At 38.8% G+C, this 19,071-nt stretch carries 15 protein-coding genes, 2 pseudogenes and 1 riboswitch; of the genes and pseudogenes, 5 read left to right on the top strand and 12 right to left on the bottom strand.

The features are described 5' to 3' along the window. Window positions 1–28: 28 nt before the first annotated feature. Window positions 29–802: a hypothetical protein gene (locus KNP94_RS14140; RefSeq protein WP_055966315.1), complete on the bottom strand. Its 774-nt coding sequence runs from the start codon at window positions 800–802 to the stop codon at window positions 29–31. 451 nt (window positions 803–1,253) lie between these two features. Here KNP94_RS14140 and KNP94_RS14145 point away from each other — a divergent pair, with 451 nt between their 5' ends. Beyond that, the gene (locus tag KNP94_RS14145) at window positions 1,254–2,009 is read left to right on the top strand and encodes a coiled-coil domain-containing protein (RefSeq protein WP_055966318.1); all 756 of its coding nucleotides are present in this window, start codon (window positions 1,254–1,256) and stop codon (window positions 2,007–2,009) included. A gap of 64 nt (window positions 2,010–2,073) precedes the next feature. On the opposite strand, the gene KNP94_RS14150 is transcribed toward KNP94_RS14145, so the two are convergent. From KNP94_RS14150 to KNP94_RS14180, 7 genes are all read right to left on the bottom strand, one after another. Beyond that, window positions 2,074–2,877, bottom strand: coding sequence for a hypothetical protein (locus tag KNP94_RS14150; protein WP_055966320.1), 804 nt, complete (start codon window positions 2,875–2,877; stop codon window positions 2,074–2,076). Next, window positions 2,874–3,653, bottom strand: a complete 780-nt coding sequence (locus KNP94_RS14155) for a ParA family protein (protein WP_214892484.1) — start codon at window positions 3,651–3,653, stop codon at window positions 2,874–2,876. The genes KNP94_RS14150 and KNP94_RS14155 overlap by 4 nt, the downstream gene beginning before the upstream one ends. Next, a complete protein-coding gene (locus KNP94_RS14160) occupies window positions 3,650–4,336 on the bottom strand; it encodes a DUF3102 domain-containing protein (RefSeq protein WP_214892483.1) in 687 nt (228 codons plus the stop codon). Before KNP94_RS14160 ends, KNP94_RS14155 begins: the two co-directional genes overlap by 4 nt. Next, the gene (locus KNP94_RS14165; protein ID WP_215115866.1) at window positions 4,320–5,108 is read right to left on the bottom strand and encodes a ParA family protein; all 789 of its coding nucleotides are present in this window, start codon (window positions 5,106–5,108) and stop codon (window positions 4,320–4,322) included. The genes KNP94_RS14160 and KNP94_RS14165 overlap by 17 nt, the downstream gene beginning before the upstream one ends. Window positions 5,109–5,750: 642 nt before the next feature. Further along, window positions 5,751–6,827: a hypothetical protein gene (locus tag KNP94_RS14170; protein ID WP_215115867.1), complete on the bottom strand. Its 1,077-nt coding sequence runs from the start codon at window positions 6,825–6,827 to the stop codon at window positions 5,751–5,753. A gap of 1,125 nt (window positions 6,828–7,952) precedes the next feature. After that, a complete protein-coding gene (locus tag KNP94_RS14175) occupies window positions 7,953–9,386 on the bottom strand; it encodes a hypothetical protein (protein ID WP_215115868.1) in 1,434 nt (477 codons plus the stop codon). A 136-nt stretch (window positions 9,387–9,522) separates the two neighbouring features. Beyond that, window positions 9,523–10,263 carry an SDR family NAD(P)-dependent oxidoreductase gene (locus KNP94_RS14180; protein ID WP_214892477.1) on the bottom strand — a complete coding sequence of 247 codons (741 nt, stop codon included), beginning with the start codon at window positions 10,261–10,263 and terminating at the stop codon, window positions 9,523–9,525. 138 nt (window positions 10,264–10,401) lie between these two features. Here KNP94_RS14180 and KNP94_RS14185 point away from each other — a divergent pair, with 138 nt between their 5' ends. Further along, complete coding sequence (locus tag KNP94_RS14185) at window positions 10,402–11,238, top strand: LysR family transcriptional regulator (RefSeq protein ID WP_215115869.1); 837 nt, start codon at window positions 10,402–10,404, stop codon at window positions 11,236–11,238. A 751-nt stretch (window positions 11,239–11,989) separates the two neighbouring features. Here the strand turns inward: KNP94_RS14185 and KNP94_RS14190 are convergent. Then, complete coding sequence (locus tag KNP94_RS14190; protein ID WP_215115870.1) at window positions 11,990–12,754, bottom strand: hypothetical protein; 765 nt, start codon at window positions 12,752–12,754, stop codon at window positions 11,990–11,992. A gap of 811 nt (window positions 12,755–13,565) precedes the next feature. Then, a riboswitch (TPP riboswitch) is annotated at window positions 13,566–13,666 on the top strand. A gap of 134 nt (window positions 13,667–13,800) precedes the next feature. Between KNP94_RS14190 and KNP94_RS14195 the strand changes: the two genes are divergently transcribed. The 3 genes from KNP94_RS14195 to KNP94_RS14205 all read left to right on the top strand — a co-directional run bounded on the left by KNP94_RS14195 (window position 13,801) and on the right by KNP94_RS14205 (window position 16,540). Continuing rightward, on the top strand, window positions 13,801–14,553 hold the full coding sequence (locus KNP94_RS14195; RefSeq protein ID WP_214892469.1) for a 3-oxoacyl-ACP reductase: 753 nt from the start codon (window positions 13,801–13,803) through the stop codon (window positions 14,551–14,553). A 55-nt stretch (window positions 14,554–14,608) separates the two neighbouring features. After that, window positions 14,609–15,913 carry an LLM class flavin-dependent oxidoreductase gene (locus KNP94_RS14200; RefSeq protein ID WP_215115871.1) on the top strand — a complete coding sequence of 435 codons (1,305 nt, stop codon included), beginning with the start codon at window positions 14,609–14,611 and terminating at the stop codon, window positions 15,911–15,913. A 330-nt stretch (window positions 15,914–16,243) separates the two neighbouring features. Next, window positions 16,244–16,540, top strand: a complete 297-nt coding sequence (locus tag KNP94_RS14205; RefSeq protein ID WP_055966374.1) for a hypothetical protein — start codon at window positions 16,244–16,246, stop codon at window positions 16,538–16,540. Window positions 16,541–16,549: 9 nt separating this feature from the next. Here the strand turns inward: KNP94_RS14205 and KNP94_RS16005 are convergent. From KNP94_RS16005 to KNP94_RS14225, 3 genes and pseudogenes are all read right to left on the bottom strand, one after another. Then, a pseudogene (locus KNP94_RS16005) lies at window positions 16,550–17,068 on the bottom strand (transposase). Then, window positions 17,040–17,378: pseudogene (locus tag KNP94_RS14220) on the bottom strand (IS30 family transposase); the annotation flags it as partial. The pseudogenes KNP94_RS14220 and KNP94_RS16005, both read right to left, overlap by 29 nt. 390 nt (window positions 17,379–17,768) lie before the next feature. Further along, window positions 17,769–18,788, bottom strand: a complete 1,020-nt coding sequence (locus tag KNP94_RS14225) for a tyrosine-type recombinase/integrase (RefSeq protein WP_214892461.1) — start codon at window positions 18,786–18,788, stop codon at window positions 17,769–17,771. Window positions 18,789–19,071 lie beyond the last annotated feature (283 nt).

The following is a 19,071-nucleotide window of genomic DNA, read 5'->3' on the forward strand; positions in this document are numbered from 1 at the left end:
AAATAAATTGATAACTTAGACATCTACCTTAGCTTGAATAACCGATGACATGCTTAGACACATCTTCAATCGTTTCCAAGTCAATTAAATCAATATCTAAAATGTACATTGTATTTAGTCTTGGATTAAATATTCCTAATTTGGATAGTCCATCAAAGCGGTCTTTAAGTTTTGAACGACATCCCATTAAGTAATAGATCAATAATTGTAGTGTATGGTCAGTAGTAGGGCTACTTTTTAAAACTTTCATTTCCCATAGAGCATGCGGAGTTAAATAGTCTGCATCCCCATTAGTAATAATATCTGTATAACCACCCTCAAAACTAATTCTTTCTTGGTTCACCGGTCCATACTCTTCAAAAAAATGAAGGCTTCTCGCTACCATTGTTTTGATATTCTGAATCGTTGCATCGTCTGGATTAATCGTTTGGACAGGTACATACGTATGTTTTCCAGCACGTGCTACGCTCTCATACCCACATAATCTACACGCATTAAAAATCGATTCTTCATCTAACCCGTGTATCTCCGATCGTAGTTCTCCTGCGTATTCAAGCTCTTTTATCATCAACGCTCCAGATATAGGGGAAGCAAAGGCTTTATGATCACCTTGACAAAAGCGAGTCAAATAATCTACGACAATGCCAATCAGTGATGGATGGATGTTCTCATTTAAAGACAGCTCAATTCCATCATCAAAACATCTTCTATTAAATGTTTTTGGAGGAATATAACCACCTCTGGGTTGCTTAGCAGAGTTAATTTTTTTTATATCTTTAATGCGTTGTGTGACGGATACCATATATATCACCTCAATTTAAATATAGAGACAATTTATTATTATTTATCTAATTCATCTCTTAATCATTAGTATACCGATTACTATGCAATTTGTATGGATAATCCTTCCACCTCGCCTTTTTTGGCTATAGGCTGTGTTTTATTAATGCTCAGAACACGATGAAAATGTGCTAGAAGTAATTTCTACGATAAACAAAGAAATTACTTCTAAACTGTAGATGCTCCGCATTTAAAATAAATTGATTTGTATACGTTCGATTTCGAAACGCCATTGAACATAACACCTACTAATTACACGAACTTATGTAATCTGCCCTTAGTAATCAAAATGCAGCTACTTATTCTTATAGTCAGTTTTTAGCTCGTTCTTATGATAATTTCTTTTAGGTTAATATGTTGAATTAGCACATGATATACTGTCTATAAACATTTAAGTTGAAAGAGGTATACATATGTCATCCAATGAAATGAAAAATAAATCGTTCCGTCTTTCTGAAGACGTTACTGACAAAATTGGTGAATTAATAAAAGGACGCCAAATTACAACCAATCAGTTATTCGAAGAGTTTATTGTACTCGCTGAACAAAAGAAAATTGATCCAAAGCTCACTGAAGAGGATGCTGTATTAGAAGCATCGCTCAAACAGATTACGCTTCTCTTTCAAGAACGTGCAGCACGTCTTGAAGCGTTCCAACACGAAAATCAACGCATTCAATCTCGTCATCTAGAGACAGTCACTAAGTTAGAGTCAGAAGTACTCCAAGCAAAAGAAAACTTAGAAGCAGAATACGTAGAAAAAGTCTCTAATCATCATCAAGAACTTCAAGACATGAAAACAAAACTGGAACAGACAGAAAATGAATTAGTTCAGGCAAGAGATCAACAAGAAAAAATAGAAGTATCTAAAAAAGAAGAAATCACATCATTAAAACGAGAAGTATTTCACTTAGAAGGTAATCTTACTAAACTCGAAGAAGAACGCGATCAATTGTATCGTCAGAACAAAGCATTAACTGATCGAATTGATGAATTAAAAGCACGTACCGAGCGTTCCGAACAGTTAGAAGAAGAAAACCGAAAACTGTCGTTAGCGCTAACCATTGCGCAACGGGATCAAGAATCATTCGAACGACGCCTTCACGAACAAGTTGAGCTAGCTGTATTACGAGAGCGTACACAATCATCTCTCGATAGTGAAAATGAGTAATCGATTAAGCTGAAATTATCAAAAGACCGTTCTACTGAGATGTAGGACGGTCTTTTTCATCTAATTACGTGCGTAAGTATTGTTCTAAAGCTGCTCGTATGATTTGATCCGGTTTCATGCCTTGATCTTGCGCTCGCTTTTTTAGCGTTTGGTACAATGGATCATTTTTATCGGAGAAATCTACGTGTACGCGTGCTGGTTTTGGCTGTATAGGAGTTGCATCAATCACGCTTTGTTCTTTACGCTCATTCAGCATTTTTTTCACTTCACGTAATTGCTCACGTGTCATTTCATAGACCGTGAACTCCCCATCGTTCGTCGTATACTTTCGTTCTTCTAGTAAGGCGACTTTTGGATCCTCTGGCCATGTTAATAGTTCAGCTAATTTAGAAGCACTAAAGTCCTGTTGAATCGCCTTGTCTAAGATAGTTGGTCCAAATACATTCCAAAATGAAATAAAGCGATTGACTTGAGGATGAGACATTCCGATTCGATTTAAAAATTCTTTCCAACTTCCTTGTTCCTGCTGAAACGCTTCTTTAGTGTCAGCGTCACGGAATACTTCATTCGCATGTGCTAAAATACGACACTTTTCAACAAAACTTGTCGCTTGAATCGTATCAATATGATTGTAGTACTGAATAATACCTTCCATGTCTTCCGGAAGACGTTTTGATAGCACGCGTGATAAGCCGATAGCTGGAAGCGACTGATACGGATTTGACATCGCAGGCGCAGCAAATTTCTTCACCGCTTCGACTTGCTCTTCCCGTAACGCTTCTGTTCCCTGTTCTTGAACCGTTGTTTCAGCTACTGTGCTCTGAAAGCTTTTGAATGTTGCTTGTCCTTTTTTACGTCGACTGCTCATAGGGCAAGTACCTCCTCTGCTAACTGTAAGTAAGCATCTGTCGCTGGACTCTTATGGTCAAGGACAGGACGTGCTTCTCGTTGTAAGGATTGAATTTTTACGATGTATGGGATTGTCGTTAGTACAGGAATTCCAACTTCTTCCCCTAACTCCTTTAACTCGTCCACAGTCGTCATATCTCCTTTAGAGCGCGCATTCACCATTGTTGGAATAAACGCTGAGATATGAATATCTTCCTTGTATCCGTGTCTCATTTCTTCCAATTCTTCTGGAGCTGTGTACACAGCATCCATCGAAAACTTCTGCATCTGTACCGGCATGACGATCCGGTCCTGCGCAACAAGAGCACAACGAGCGTACGGGTTTAAAGCGGATGTTGATCCCGGGCAGTCAATTAAACAAATATCAAATAAGTCCTCCAGTCGCGTTAGTTCTTCAATCAAGCGGTATTCGTACCCCATCTGACTCGTCAGTCCTGTAGGAGAAGCAGAACGGCGCGTGGGTACGAGGTGAATGATACCTAGTTCATATTCACAAGTGACAATGACTTGTTCAATCGGTGCATATGAGGGATCGTGCTCTTCAATCAAACAATCGAGCAATACTTTCCCATCGTAATCATCGGTTAAGCCAAGTCCATTCGTTGTCGAAGCTTGGTCATCCGCATCAATGACCAGAACGCGTAATCCTTGTCGAGCATACGCATGGGCGAGGTTAATCGTGGTCGTTGATTTACCGACGCCACCTTTTCGATTATATAAGGCAATTTTCTTCACTGTTCCTTCTCTCCTTCCACGATTTCACTATGATCCTCTATAATATCCCGCTGAATGGTCTCTTCAATCATTTTTGAAATGTATTCACTAATGCTAAGTCCTTTAGCACGCGCTAGCACATGAATCTGTTCTGATGTTTCTGTCGGGACTCGTGTAGAAAGAACAGTCGAAGTCGCTTCAAGTGAGTGAAATGATTTTACTTTTACTTTCGCTGCCTTTGATCGAGTAGCACGAATTTCTCGTACTGTCGCACTCTCTAAAGACTTTCGACCTTCTTCTACAGGTAAACCATTTAAAACAACGTCTTCTGGATCATCGACATACATCAGTTCGAATACTTTGGAAGCCGGTAACGTTTGGAGTTGTTCTTCAAATGGTTCTAGGGTGTCAAACGCTTTAACATATCGGGAGGCAAGTGAATTTGACATGTTAACGACTTCTAAAAACGTGCGCCATTCTTGTTGATCGTGCATTTCAGATTTAGCAATCGACAAGCGCTTACCAATCTCGAAAACAGAGATCGTTTGAATCTTCGCTAATTCTTTAATCTCGACTGCGAGATTTTCTAAATCGCGGGAAACCGGTAACTTCTGAACGACAGAACTCAGATCAGTCAATCCACTCCGATAAGGATGTTGGTCTTGTGGTCTTACTTTATGAATTTGTTTATTCCGCGCTTTCATGTTTCGGACCTCCTGTCATCAAAAGTGCTAGCTCACGAAACGGCTGTGCCAGTTCCATGCCTTCTTTCGACTTGTACTGTAAAACACTCTTTCCGCTATCTGCTGCCTTCTCAATAAAAGCAGCACGTCGTACAGAAGGCAGCACATGTAATTGTTCTGTTGTTGCCAACTGCTCCATCGCCTCTGCGTATTCGCGATCCCCTTTTAAACCAAGATCGATTGCGACTGGCATAATGCCTGTTAGCTCTAGCGAAGCATTATAATATTTCTTCACTTGTCGAATGGTTCGAACCGTACTTCCTAACTGATCAAAAACGAGCTTTTTCGGCATAAATGGGATAACGACCTCGTCTGCGCATGATAAGACGACTTTAGATAATTCATTGATTGAAGGAACTGAATCAAGAATGATCCAATCAAACTCATGGGCAAGAGGAGATAGTAAATCTTTTAATAGAAAAATCTTATCTTGTTCAGAAATTAAATTGATTAAACGTGCATTTCGTTCATTGGAGGGAAGAAGACTAATGTTGTGTTTTTCATCATCAAATAAGATTTCTTCAATCGCTAATCCTTTTGCTTGGACGTCGTACAGCGTCATGTATTGAATCGTGTCCGACTCTTTCAGCATTAGCTTACTTAATGATCCCTGCGGATCTAAGTCAACGAGAAGCGTCCGATATCCTAGTTCACCAAGCGCATGACCCATATTGAGCGAACAGGTTGTCTTACCGGATCCTCCTTTTGATATGTAAAACGTCATAATATTCATCGTCTCTCCCCTTTCTTCATTAATCATGGCACATGAATATCATAATTTCAATGATTATCGATGATCAAAAGATAATATGAATGCAATCCTATGTATACATTATTAAATAAGCTGTAAACATTTCGACATCGAAATGTTTACAGCTTATTTAAGTTTTCCTACTTAGATGTTTTTATATATGTTTTTAAAATGCTTCTCCCTGTTTTATTCTTCATCATAATAATCCGTGATCTACCATATTATTATCATTCAACACATTGGAAGAGATTAAAAAGATTAATAAAGAATTAATAAGAATTAGAAAAAGACTTCACTACCTCAAGCCTTTAATACCAACAAAAACAAGACATTTTGCAATTTGGGAAACGAACAGCACAATTTGTAGAAATTCAAAGAGTATTGTTTTTTAAGCATTCATTTAATGATTTCGTTCAGAATCTATTGAATAAGCAACTCAACAACCTGTTTTTATAACAATAGAATTTGTTTTTTTTCCTAAATCGTATGGCATATTGATATTGTCCTTGGATGGATCAATACAATGAGTAGCATGACGATGAATTCGATCAAAAAGACTTAAAATGGCGCGGTTTTGTTATCTTTTCACGACTATTTTCAAAAAAAAGCATGACAAATAGACCATCATGCAATGGCCAATTTTTCCGATACGACTCGGAGTCGTTCATTTAGATAGAGAATTGGTGATTCAAAGAAGAGGCGATAGAGTTCTGCATCTTCAAGACGGTCCCCGTATTGGTAGAAATCGTTTCGAATCGAACGAATGACTGCATCACAGGCAGCAAATCCGTACGTATCACTCAACGACTGCAGCGATGTTTGCGGAACTTCCAGTGCATCAAAATTTACGTAGTCACGAGCGACTTCTCGAAGATCGAACCAACTGATCAACGTACGCGCCCGTTCCGCTTCCCGGATACGCTTACTGTTGATCTGGTCTTCGAGTTTCACGTGAAACATTAAAGGACGTGTTACGGTATGTATGCGCTTTTTAAGCGAGACATTCTCTTTAACAGCAGATAAGAAATCTTTCGTGTTCTCAACCAAATGCACATTAAAGAACTGCGATAGTTGATCGAGCAGCCCTTTTACAGCCAAGCGATGTCCACAGTAACGCGGTAGGAATCCGCGTACTTCATCATAGGTTAAAGTTGCTTTCTCCTGAGACTGGACATTCACGTCCCGCTCTACTTGTACAAGAGCACGTAACGCGACGCGAAGGATATTCACATGCTCAATATCCATCAGTTGGCGCACCATTTCACACCAAAGAGACGTATAACCGGTCTTCGATGTATACGTACCACCTTCTTCAAAAAGATCACGGTAGTTTTCGAGATAATCTACGAGTTCAATGGTGACGACTCCAGAGAAATGAATCGAGTAGCGAATAAGTCCAACTGATTCAAAAAGGCGTAGGTTATTGTGTAACGATCGAACTGACGTACGCGCATAGTGAGCCAATGCTTCACTTTCCATTAATGAGAGAACACCTTGATCATCGCAATGAGATAAAAGCGTCAATAAATGACGAATACGAGATTTTGTCCACTTCAATGCTAAGAAAGGTCCTGGAATGTTATAGTGATGCTGTTCATATAAGAAACTGTCTTGACGTTTTGTCCAACGTGTTAAACCGCTCATCGCGATCAGTAATTTATTAGCGACCAATACATGACGATTTTCATGTTGAAATGACATACCTACACCTCCCCTACTCTGAACTATTATTACTAGTATCCTGTTCAGAAAAGGAACTGTCAAAACGCGGTTTCGGTACGGTCAAAAACGACCAATGTGCTAAAAACGTTGATATAAAGCCGTTTTCAAGTATAAAAAAGATGTCATTTCAGTACGGTCAAAAACGACCAGAATCTCTGAAATCCTTATATGATGCGCTTTCTAGAGGTTTTTCTTGGGTAAATTCATACATGAAGCGATGCAATATGTCATTCTGGTACGGTACATAACGACCAAATGATTAAAAGTGTCATTTCAGTACGGGATAAAGAGACTAAAATGTTCAAAAGTGTCGTTTGAGTACGGTATATGACGACCAAATGGATCAGATAACCGCTTTAAAATAATTTTTAAAAATTCTTCTAAAGTGCAGAAGTGTCATTCTGGTACGGGGAACAACGACCAAAATTACAAAACTGTTGTTTTGGTACGGTGATCGGCGACCTAAATACATAAAGTGTTGTTTCAGTACGGTCAAATCCGACAAAAATGCTAAAAATATAAGAAAAAGTGCTGTTTCAGTACGGTGAATAACCTCTGAATTTGAAAAATGGTCGTTTTACGACACGATTCGACATGTACGATCAATAGATATTCTGGAGAATAAGACATCCAATTAATAAGTGAGTTCTTACAACAAGGAAAAATGTAGAAAAATTAATAAGAACAAATGTTCTTATTTTGTGTTTGCTACTTCATATACTACCATCTATGTTGGTACTACATTACAGATCTTTTGAAATGATCGTTTGTATAAATATATGATTGTGATTGTCGAAGTTTACATGAGCATGGCTGAGTGCTTGATGCTACTTATTTTTGATTAGTGTATTGCTGTTAAAGCGATCATAAAGCGACCATATTTTTCAATGGCAACATGACACGATTGCTAATCTCGATTTAATAGGACAAAGACAATGTAGGCTAGGCATATGAGAAAAAACGCTTATTACTATCATATAGTTTCAAGGAAAATCATAACTAGTATTTAAAAGAGCGTACGAGATTCATGATCTCATACGCTCTTTTATTTGAATTTATGAAGAATGGAAGAAGACTACTTTCTATTGATCTGTTCGATATTCCTTATAGGAGAAGGGCATTGCGGCGATCATCATGTTCCCAGCGTTCCAAGGGATGGAAGTATAAGAAATAGTAGTCACCGGACCGATGCCAATCTTGAATGATAAAATCAAGTTCTTTGATACGATCCAAGTTAGTTTCAAGCTCTTTCAAGTTTTCTGCTTTTCGACTCTTATTAAATCGAATCGAGTGTGTAAACTGGCGCCAATGCCGTTTCGCGGGCATTGCTTCGTTTAACTGATACGAGTTAAGTCGTTCCTTTTGAAGTACAAAGGATAAATGATAAGCGAACGTTCCTTTTAATCGCTCAATCTGTTCTCCATAGATACTGATGATCTGTTGTTTTAACAAATCATCATAGACTTCCTCTGAGACAGTGACAGTAATTTGCGTGTCCCGTTTAACAGAAGAAGCATTACTAATTTTAACAGAGGAGAAGAGACCGAAGATCGAGAGATCCCCTTCCTCATTTCTAACAGCTACGCGATAATAACCGAGTTTTACAAGACGTTGGGTTGTGAGGGTATAGCTTTTTCCGCTATCGTTCCCATAAATCTTTTTAACAAGTTTTGAGATTGGGAAGACGATCTTTCGACTCGTTTGAAACGTCACATCGCGATATGACAGAATCTCGTTAAAGGCCTCAAAATCACGAGCATCAAGATCCGGGACTTTTCCGTCGAGTTCTGCAAGAAACTCGTTACTGACGAGAACCGATAAATTCGCCGGGATACCTTGTTTGTATTTAGGAACGACAGCAGAGAAGTCGTGGAGATCAAGAGATAAGTCCGTCAACATACCTTCTCCTTGATGAAACTTTTCTGTCGTATTTTTCATGCGATCAGCGATTCCAAAGAACGGTACCGTAATCGAGGTAGAAGTGGCAACATGTGCCTTTGGCTGCGCACGTTTCAATTCTTTCGCAACCTCTCCGATGACCATTAGAATATCAGTCCGCATCGTTGTCGTTTGCTGGTTCTTCGTTTTTTGTCTCCAATGTGGATACGTATGAATCAGCAAGTTATTATTTTCAGCCCATTCTTCAAGTTCCTGTATGTGTTCTTGCATCAACTTCTCAACACTATCAGCGGAGAACTTTCTTTGAAAGCCTTCTTTTCCCGCAATGTCCCAATACTCAAGGTACATTTTATGAAGGCCACGTAGTTCTTTCATCGGACCTTTGTTCTCAACATAGTTTTTTACGGCTGCCCGTACCCAGCGCCGTTTTAATTTCTTAAAGGAATAATAACGTAGCTTTTTGTAAACATCTTCTTCATTTTGAAATTCATAAAATTCTTCATAAAGTTGATTGACATAGCATTCGACATCAATGATATCGATGGAAATCAGTTGTTCGGTAACATCGTTCTCGAGCAGTGTCTTTGCTGCTTGAGAGACAACAAGTTGTCTATGTTGGACGGATGAGGTAGAGTCCATAATGCACGCCCCCTTAATTCGATATAGCTAGCATAGCATGTCTGAAGAGGAGTGGGGAAATTAGATAAAAGTGTGCGCCGGCGCACACTTTTTAAAAGTAGACATCGATTTAGATCTATCTTACAGTGTTTAAACTTTAGAGCGTTTGGTCGTTATCCATCACGAAGACTTTTTCCGTTATGAACGATTGTATTAACTGAAATAAGAAAGTATCTGTGATATCCTCCAGTGTAGAAATTCTTTTCAATGGAAGTTGACCCGCTAAACCATGCATCCGTTCCTCATTCCCAGCCCACCAACGCGTGGCGACAGCTCCCGGAGAGATACAATTAACGCGAATGTCAGGTGCAAGTGAGATAGCAAGTGAGCGTGTCATCGTATGAATGGCTGACTTAGTGGCTGCATAAGGAATGGAAGAACCGATACCGTTCACTCCCGCTACGCTCCCAAGGTTGACGATTACACCTGTGGATTGTCTTTTCATATGTGGTACGACTGCTTTCACACAGTGGAACATGCCCTTTACATTAACAGCAAAGAGAGAATCCCATACCTCTCCCGTCACTTCATCCAGTTCATTCATTGGAATCTGTGACGTGATGCTTGCATTGTTCACCAAAAAATCAATCTTTCCAAACACCATGAGGGTATGAGTGACCATATCCTGAACTTCGTGTTCTAATGAGACATCTGCTCGATAAGGAATTGCCACATCACCATCGTTCATAATTTTTTTTACGACCTCTAATGCCCCTTCTTCAGACTGACTGTAATTGACGATAACATTTACTCCTTCGGCGGCTAAACGGAGCGCTGTTGCACGCCCTATACCGGATCCAGCTCCTGTCACTATAGCTACTTTATCTTTCAAATTCATTGACAATCTTCCTCTCATCCTATGTGATTGATATCATTATGCTTCTATTCGAGACGAGAGTATAATTCTTGATAATGAACGGGATATCACTACGAGTGATATCAGAAAGGAATGATGCTATTGAATACCTAGGATTTATTGATTTTCAAGCATGTAGCAGATCTACATTCGATTTCGAAAGCAGCTGAGAAGTTGGGTTATGTTCAATCGAACGTCAGTCAGCGGATAAAGATTCTTGAAGACGAGCTAGGTGCTCGTTTACTGATTCGGAGTAATCGTGGAGTGAAATTAACAGAAGAAGGAACTACGCTGTACAAATATGCTGAGGATATCCTGAAGTTGATGCAGGATGCGAAATCCGCAATCGATAAAAATAAATGGAGAGAATACTTGGTCATAGGTGCAACACAGACTGTATCGGCGGCGTTGCTTCCAAAACTCTTTTTGCTCTTCATGAAAGAGAACAATGACATTGGTATGTCGATGAAGACACAAGATAAGCAACAATTGCAAGAAATGCTCTTCTATGGTGAAATTGACGGCATGTTTGTCAACGGATTATTCGACGAAGAGCGCTTTGAGTCCGTACATAGTTTAACTGAAGATATAGTAATCTTGTCACATCAAGACTTCAAATTTGAAGAAGATGGATGCCCGACGCGCATCGTCAATAGTGATACTACGTGTACGTACCGGAACAAAACAATTGAAGTCGCGAAGGACAAGGGATATACAGATCCTAGAATAATAGAGTTCGATACACTCGAATCCATTTTAAATGCTGTAGAGTCAGGAATGGGCATGAGTGTCGTACCGAAGCGGATTTTAGATAATCGAAAAACGATACAGGGAATCATCCAATCTGATTTATCTACGCCTGTTCGAATAGAATCTATAGTTAGCCTGAAAAGGAAACGTAGCAAAAGTCTGCAGAAGTTCATTCGCTTTATAAAATCATTATCTCTGAACGTATGAGACTAAGGTATGATCATGTAACATAGAGAACAATTTAAAATTGAAATTCAAAACTAAGCATAAGAAAGGTAAGTCTTCCTCAAAAGTGAAAGTGAAATAACAAAAAGTATGCGCCGGCGCATACTTTTTGTTATTTCACGTACCATATTAAACATAAAAAATTGATTTACCACGAGGAATAGCTGATGTTTAATTTAACCTTCGAAAAGAAACGAATAGTCATTAATATATCATTTATTCTTTAATTGACTGGAGTGAAGAGGTTAAAGATCATCATCACGATGTTCATAAAATATGATGAGAAAAGTTCAAGGACGGTACATATGAATCAAAAACCTTGAATGGATAAAGAGGTTTCACGTGAAACAAGATAATATTAACTCTAATACACATTTTTTAATGAGATGATTTGATCGTTTGAAGAACGAAGTGGATTGATGGAAGGTGAATGAAAGGGTCCTCCGATTAGCTACTTGAGACATAATTCATGAGTCTTTCAGAATTACCATAAATTATGTAATAAAAAAGTGTGCGCCGGCGCACACTTTTTGGAATGAATAAGACAACAAATTGATAGAGATAAAGAGGTAGAGATTTGATCTGAAACCTCTTCAATAGAGAACGTATGATTGATATCTTTTGTGGTTTTATTCATCGTATATCAATTTTAAATTGTGTACATAAATAAAGTTAAATTAGAATAAAAAGGCATTTGTGAAGTTCAAATACGAAGGAGAGTTTGTTACTGACGTCAGTTCCAATCACATGCATTTCCATCGTTATCGCGGTCTAAATCATGGGGATCAACTGCCGGACCACCGGCAGCTAGATAAAAATCTTGAGCGGCTTGGGCGCTGGAAAAATCACCACAGTCGCGATCTGCTCCAGAAGGATCGTATTCAAGATCAGTTGCTACTTCTGTATCTGTTTCATCAACGTATTCCTCATCAGATATACTCTCATCTTCATTTATCATTTCGCTGCTTGCTAAAGAGGCTTCGAGTTCGTCGATTTTCTCTTTTGCAGCACTGTGTTTCGCCTCTTCTTCTTTGAGTTTACTCTCTAAAGCAGTACGTTTGTCTGCTTCTTCCTTGTAGCTTTCAACGGTTTGCAAACGTAATTCTTTTTCTCGTTTTAACTCCTCTTTCAATTTTTTCGTTTCTTGTTGCTGCTCTTTTAGTTTAAGTTGCGTGTCCTTTAAAGATGTTTCTAACTCTTTTGACTCTATTTTTATTGATTCCAACATCTTTGTTTCCTTGGTAGAAGACCCGGCTTCAATTTTTCGTGGTTCATTTATTCGGTCTACCATATAGATAGAAATTGAAAAAGCAATGAATACACCTAGCCAAACGATAAAGGTTGGGTACTTCACTGGATTTCGAAGCCTTGGTTTAAAGTAAAAGTATAGACCAATTGCTGAGATGAATAAGCCAATGAGACTCCAAAAGGTGATAGTGAAGAGTAAAAGATAGACAATAGCAATCACGACGAGCAATAATACTTTTCGGATATTCATAAGTTCAGCTCCTTTAAGAATATTTGTAGTTTTATTGTACATATTTACAAGGGAAAATAGATTAGGAATTTATAGTTCTTTTCTAAAATAAAAGCTTGTAAAGCTCGAATACTAACTTGAATAAAGTATAAGCAATTACTGATCAAACATAGTTGATAGCTTTTAAGAGAATAAACTTACATCAATCTAAGTGACTTAAAAGTAATCAGAATAGGCTGTATTTCGCAGTCGATACACAAAGGACTGTCTATCAGGAAATTGTGAATGACTCGGTAGAGGAAAAAATGATTCATAACTTAGATAATGAGAAAGGCATCTAACTTATCAAAGAACTTAACTCTTACGTAATTGTGCAGAACTCCAATGCTTGTATGGGAAAGAAGATGAATCGTTGATTGAATTGGTACGTTTTTATTCAAAAAGTAGTAAAAACGTAAAATAGAGTGCGTATACTTTAAGACGAAAAAAATTAAATATAAACTGAAGAGAGAAGACGACATACTTACTACTTAATGGCCCTCATAAGATGATTACGCAAGATAAGCTTTATACATTGCAAACATAAATGATTCGGACTACTAGATCACGTAATTGATCAGAAATATCGAATCGCTCGTATATTAAGACATCATTAAAGAAAGAAAAAATGATAATTAATATTGCCTAGTATAAGATGTGACCGTAACAAAGTAATCCGAATTAGATAATAATCCTATTTTTACGCTCGATCTTTAAAGAAATACTATTAACGAATCGCTTTCATCATCATTGACAGGTGTTCACAAGACTACTAAAGTGAAGGTAACTTAAATAGAATCACTAGGGGTGTTATTAAACTGAGATGAGTAGCTACTCAAACCCTTTGAACCTGAACTAGGTCGTACTAGCGTAGGAAAGTGTAAACTCTGATGAACAAGCGGAGACGATGATGTCGCTCTTTGCTATGTGGTTATTTAGACGTGCGCAACTTTCCTTTTGGAGAGTTGCGTTTTTTGTTTACTACTTCGCTATTTAAGTTGCAAAAATGGATGAGGGAGTGGACAAGAATGAGCAGAACAGTATTAGTGACAGGAAGTAGCCGAGGACTTGGGGCGACGATTGCAAGGGTGTTAGTGAACAATGGATTTAAAGTGGTGATTAATTACTACAAAAGCAAAGAGGCGGCAGAAAAACTTGTGAGCGAACTAGGAGCAGAGAATGCACTTGCCTTGTATGCCGATGTTACGAAGCGGGAAGATGTTGAGAGCATGATGCAATCCGCAACAGCACATTACGGTCAAATCGATGTTGTCGTCAATAATGCATTAGTAGATTTTAAATTTGATCCGGTTGCTCAAAAATCGTTCATCGATTTAGAGTGGGAAGATTATCAAAAGCAACTGGATGGAACGCTAAAAGCTGCTTTTCACACCATCCAAAGTGTCCTACCACAATTTATGGAACGAAAGAGCGGTAGTATCATCAGCATTGGAACAAACCTCTATCAAAACCCCGTCGTTCCTTATCATGAATACACAACAGCAAAAGCAGGTTTAATTGGTTTCACACGCAACCTGGCCGCAGAACTAGGTCAATACGGTATAAACGTGAATGTCGTCTCCGGTGGGTTATTGAAAGTCACAGATGCGAGTGCTGTGACATCCGCTGAAGTATTTAATCTTATTGCTCAATCGACACCATTGAAAAAAGTGACGAGCCCAGAAGAAGTGGCTCAACTGGTTGCCTTTTTGGCATCAGAAGCAGCATCTGGGATTACCGGTCAAAACGTAACAGTCGATGGTGGGTTAACGATGAATTAAAGCGAGCGTTTTAAAAAATTCTCAGCTTGTAAGAGAAGGGATTCGTGAATAGAAGATGACGAATAGAAATCAGTTAAATATCGGCGTTTTGTTATATGGTTGTGGTCATCATCAAGCCGCATGGTTAATGCCTGATTCTGCGATTAAAGAGATCGGAGAGAGCCGCTATTATCAGCGTTTGTCTCAAATAGCGGAAGCTGGATGTTTAGATGCAGTATTTTTTGCGGATAATCAATCTTTTCCGGCTAATAATGCAACTGATTTACCTGCCTTTTGGTTGGATCCTTTAATTAATCTAACGGCTATTTCTCAAGTGACGGATCATATCGGATTAGTTTCTACGGTATCGAGCACGTTCTCCAATCCGTATACAGCAGCAAGGCAACTTCTAAGCCTAGATCACGTGACGAAGGGGAGGGTAGGCTGGAACTTAGTGACCTCGATGACGGATTGGGAAGCGTTAAACCACGGGATGGATGCACTTCCACCGAGGGAGGAACGGTATAACAAGGCGAACGAATTCGCAGCATTGATGGAGAAGCTATTTTTATCTTGGGATCAAGCGGCTTTTCTTGCGAATCGATCAGATAACCAATTGATTGATCCTGAACGTATACAAGTTATCGATCATTCTGAAGCCTATTTCAGCGTAAAAGGTCCTTTGTCTACGCCGCGTAGTCCCCAAGGAAAGCCAGTAGCGATGCAAGCGGGGGCTTCTGAAGAAGGGATTGCCCTTGCAGCCAAACATGCGGATGCCGTATATTCTGTGTCATGGAATTTTAGACAAGCCCATGCTTTTCGTGAAAAACTCCATAAGAAAATTACACAAACTGAATCACCAGATCGAAAGATTAAGATATACCCAGGCTTAGTAACGTATGTTGGTAAAACAAGAGAAGAGGCACTAGCCAAAAAAGCCGAACTAGATGAAAAATTACCGGTTGAAAATGCGTTGAAACAATTGAGTTTCTTTTTGCAGCAAGATTGCTCCACATGGGATCTCGAAGCAAAGATTCCGACCTTACCATCGATCGAGGAATTTTCCGGACCCATCGGACGCTACCGAACGATTCTAGAGATTATCGATGATACAGATCCGACGCTCAAAGAACTATTAGGCTATTTAGCAGCAGGAGGAGGACACCTGACATTGATTGGTACTCCGGAAGAAATTGTGGATCAGTTGGAATTTTGGTTTAACGAGGGAGTAGCAGATGGCTTCAACTTGATGCCGCCGTCACTACCGTCAAGTTTAGAAGATTTTGTAGACATGATCATTCCTGAATTACAAAAAAGAGGATTGTTTAAAGTGTCCTATCAAAGTACTACATTTAGAGAGCATCTAGGTTTAATCGATTAAATTAGATGAAAAGTTTAGTTAAATTCCGAAAAGATTTCGAAGAAAGCCTTGAAGATCAAATATGAATCGGCGTGACTTAAGATTTACGAACTTTAAGATTTAGATGAAAGGAACGATACAAATCTCAGTGTTGCAAAATCTCAAATGGGAAGCTCAGCATCCAGAGGATATTGAATTATATCGTGAAATCTCAGAGGCGCGATTATCGCGCTGTAAAAATATAATCACACTGATTTAAATGTTAAAAAGCGACATTTGTAATATGATAATCACAATTTTTAAAATTAAAATGCTATATTTTTCTTATACTAATTAAAGGGGGAGTTTTGTTTGGCTGGTACTTTTGACTCTTTGAATTCAATTTTTTACTTGTTAGTTTTTCTGGTTTTATTAAATGTAATCTTCTTGGTTATTCCATCTAAAATTTCGTCTTTTGTATACATATCATTTAATACAGTAGTCCTCGCCGTCATTTCAATCATGTTGTTTTTCAAAGCGGGTTCTTTAACTGATGATCTAAATAAAGATGGATCAAGCGTGCCATTTTATTTAACTATTATCATTGGAATTCTTGTTATTATTGCAATTCCATTAGGTCTTAAAAACAAAAAAGTGAAGAACTCTTAAGTTCTTCGCTCAGATTGTAGACAAACCCTCATTTCGTGATCGGAATGAGGGTTTGTTGTATGTACTCCCTATTAAAACGTATTGAAGACATGGATTCCCAAGGGAATCCCAGGACCAATTCGCAAGCTTTTTGAGGTTCAAGGCAATGAAAGTAAGCATCGCTTGAAGCGTCGTTTTTTTCAGCCCTCGATAGCGGCTCCAACGCATGCCATGCTTCTCTTGGGTGTCTGTGAATACACGTTCAATTGTTTCCTAGCGTTTTCGATACAACTCACGATTCACAACTGTATGTCTGAGGTGCTCCACTTCATCCATCGCCTCTTGCCAGAGATGGCGATGGATGACTTTTCTGTGGTCGCGACACTGTGTACATTTGGAGAGAAGAGGACATGTCTCGTATACAAAAGGATTCGAGACATATTCACGGTACCCGTCTCGCGACGTCGTTCGGTAACGGAGAACTTGATTGTTTTCACATAAATAACAGTCATAATGTTCGTCATAGTAAAAGTCTTTTGTTTTTAACATTCCTTTCACCCCTCTGGGGCGCGTATAAATAACTTGTTTGAGAAGATGATGAGCAATCCAAACATTTTCTTAGTCGATTGTTAATTCTAGAAAGTGCGTGATTTAATTCTGTCTTGTTGATCATTCCGAAGTTGCTTCCCTTTGAGAAGGACTCACAGAGAAGACCATTGTCATTCTCGTTGCTGCCACGTTTCCATGAAGAATAGGGATCCGCGAAGTACATCGGGATTCCCAGAAAATCCCGTATCCTTTCATGACAGCTGAACTCCTTACCCCCGTCCGTCGTCATGGTTAAGAACGTCCCCGATGGGAGTTCGATGCAAGTTCCTGTGTTTGTTAAAATACCTAAAGAAATAAATCTAAGACCTAATAGTGATGATGTTGTTCTTACTGATTTATGGAGTTAATTTTGTGGTATGTGCAAATTCTTGATTGAATTACGTATTCGGTAGCAGACTTAGTTTGAACATATGCAAGCATCGAGCGAATTATGAACCTAAAGATAATTTTTTTATAATACATGTTATGAAGGTGTATTCGACTATCAGCTATTACATCTTTGTTCAATTGGTTCTATTAATATCTTTTTTCAATATTTGCTCATACCTATTTTTATCAACAGTGTTTCAAAGAATGCTGATAAAAGAGGACTGGGATTGATTGCATTACCTTAAAATAAATCTGTACAGTTTTCAAAACTTCAATCGTATGGTAATGCTTTAACGTCAGCTTTTTTTAACTGTTGAAGATACGCATTCGTAGTCGTGATAGATTCGTGACCGGAAAGGTTCATGACTTCATATAAAGGAATACCATTCGTTAACAGATTTGTGATAAAAGAACGTCGAAACCAGTGCGGTGAATTTTTTTGTGATGTCAATTGTGTTGAGGATAACTGGGCAATAAGTCTTAATGCTTCGTACGAGATAGAAGAATCTTTAGAACGAATATTAAAACAAATATAAGGATTCATTACTCCTTCAATTTGCATTAATTTCCTTAGCCGGTCGATGAGATGGATTGATTTTTGGGATAACGGGATGCGTCGCCACTTACCACGCTTCCCCTTAAATTCAATGTAGTTATTAGTGGAGTGTTCTTGAACCTGGCTGAATTGCAGTGCTAGTAATTCACTGGCACGCATCCCTGTCGTCAACAACAGATAGCCCATTGTCTCATTCCGCAGCTGCAAAAGCTCGCGATGCTTTTTCTGTTTTACCGTGTGACGGAAGGCGAGAGCGATCGCTTCCATCTCATCGAAATCGATCTCGCGACGGAGCGGCTCCGGCTTCATCTGGTCCTTCACCTGTACTGACAGATCACGCGCGTGATAATCATTAACGTGTAGAAAGCGCAGGAAACGCCGCAACATGGCGTTGCGTCGTTTGACGGTCCGCGGTGCATATTGGTCATGGACGTCTTTTAAGTACTCGTGCAGGTTGAGGATCGTCAGCTGCTTGACGCCCTGTGTCTTCGTCACAAAGAAGCGGAGAATATAATCGAGATCTTGTTTGTAGGCCCGCTTCGTATGCGGGCTTTTTTGACTATAAATCGGAAACAACTCCGTCGCCCAGAACAGTTCGAAGATCTCAAGATCGCTCAGTGCTTCCATATTTAAATGATCGTTCTCAAGCACTGCGAGTAGCTTTTCCCGGCTATCGGCAAATGCCAGTGCTGCTTCTTCTTTAATCACGATTTCGTTCATTTCTTCTTCGTTCATCAACTATCCTCCGATCTCTCTGCTCAACGCTTCCTCTTTTGACACCTTTTTTGTTCATTTGCTAAGTAAAACACCGATTATTTACGTATTACATTCAATTATGACTGATATACATGCGTATTTAAAATGTAATCGAGTAATTAGTAATTGTATTACATTATTTATCCATATTCAGTATAACAAATAACTACTTGTGATAACAGGTAATTATCACAAGTGAATTAGAAAGAATATTTTAAGGTGACATAACACGTTTATTGGTCAGATGTAGTGGGAGAGTACT

It is taken from the genome of Exiguobacterium sp. s80 (assembly GCF_018618725.1).
Taxonomy (GTDB): Bacteria; Bacillota; Bacilli; order Exiguobacteriales; family Exiguobacteriaceae; genus Exiguobacterium_A; species Exiguobacterium_A oxidotolerans.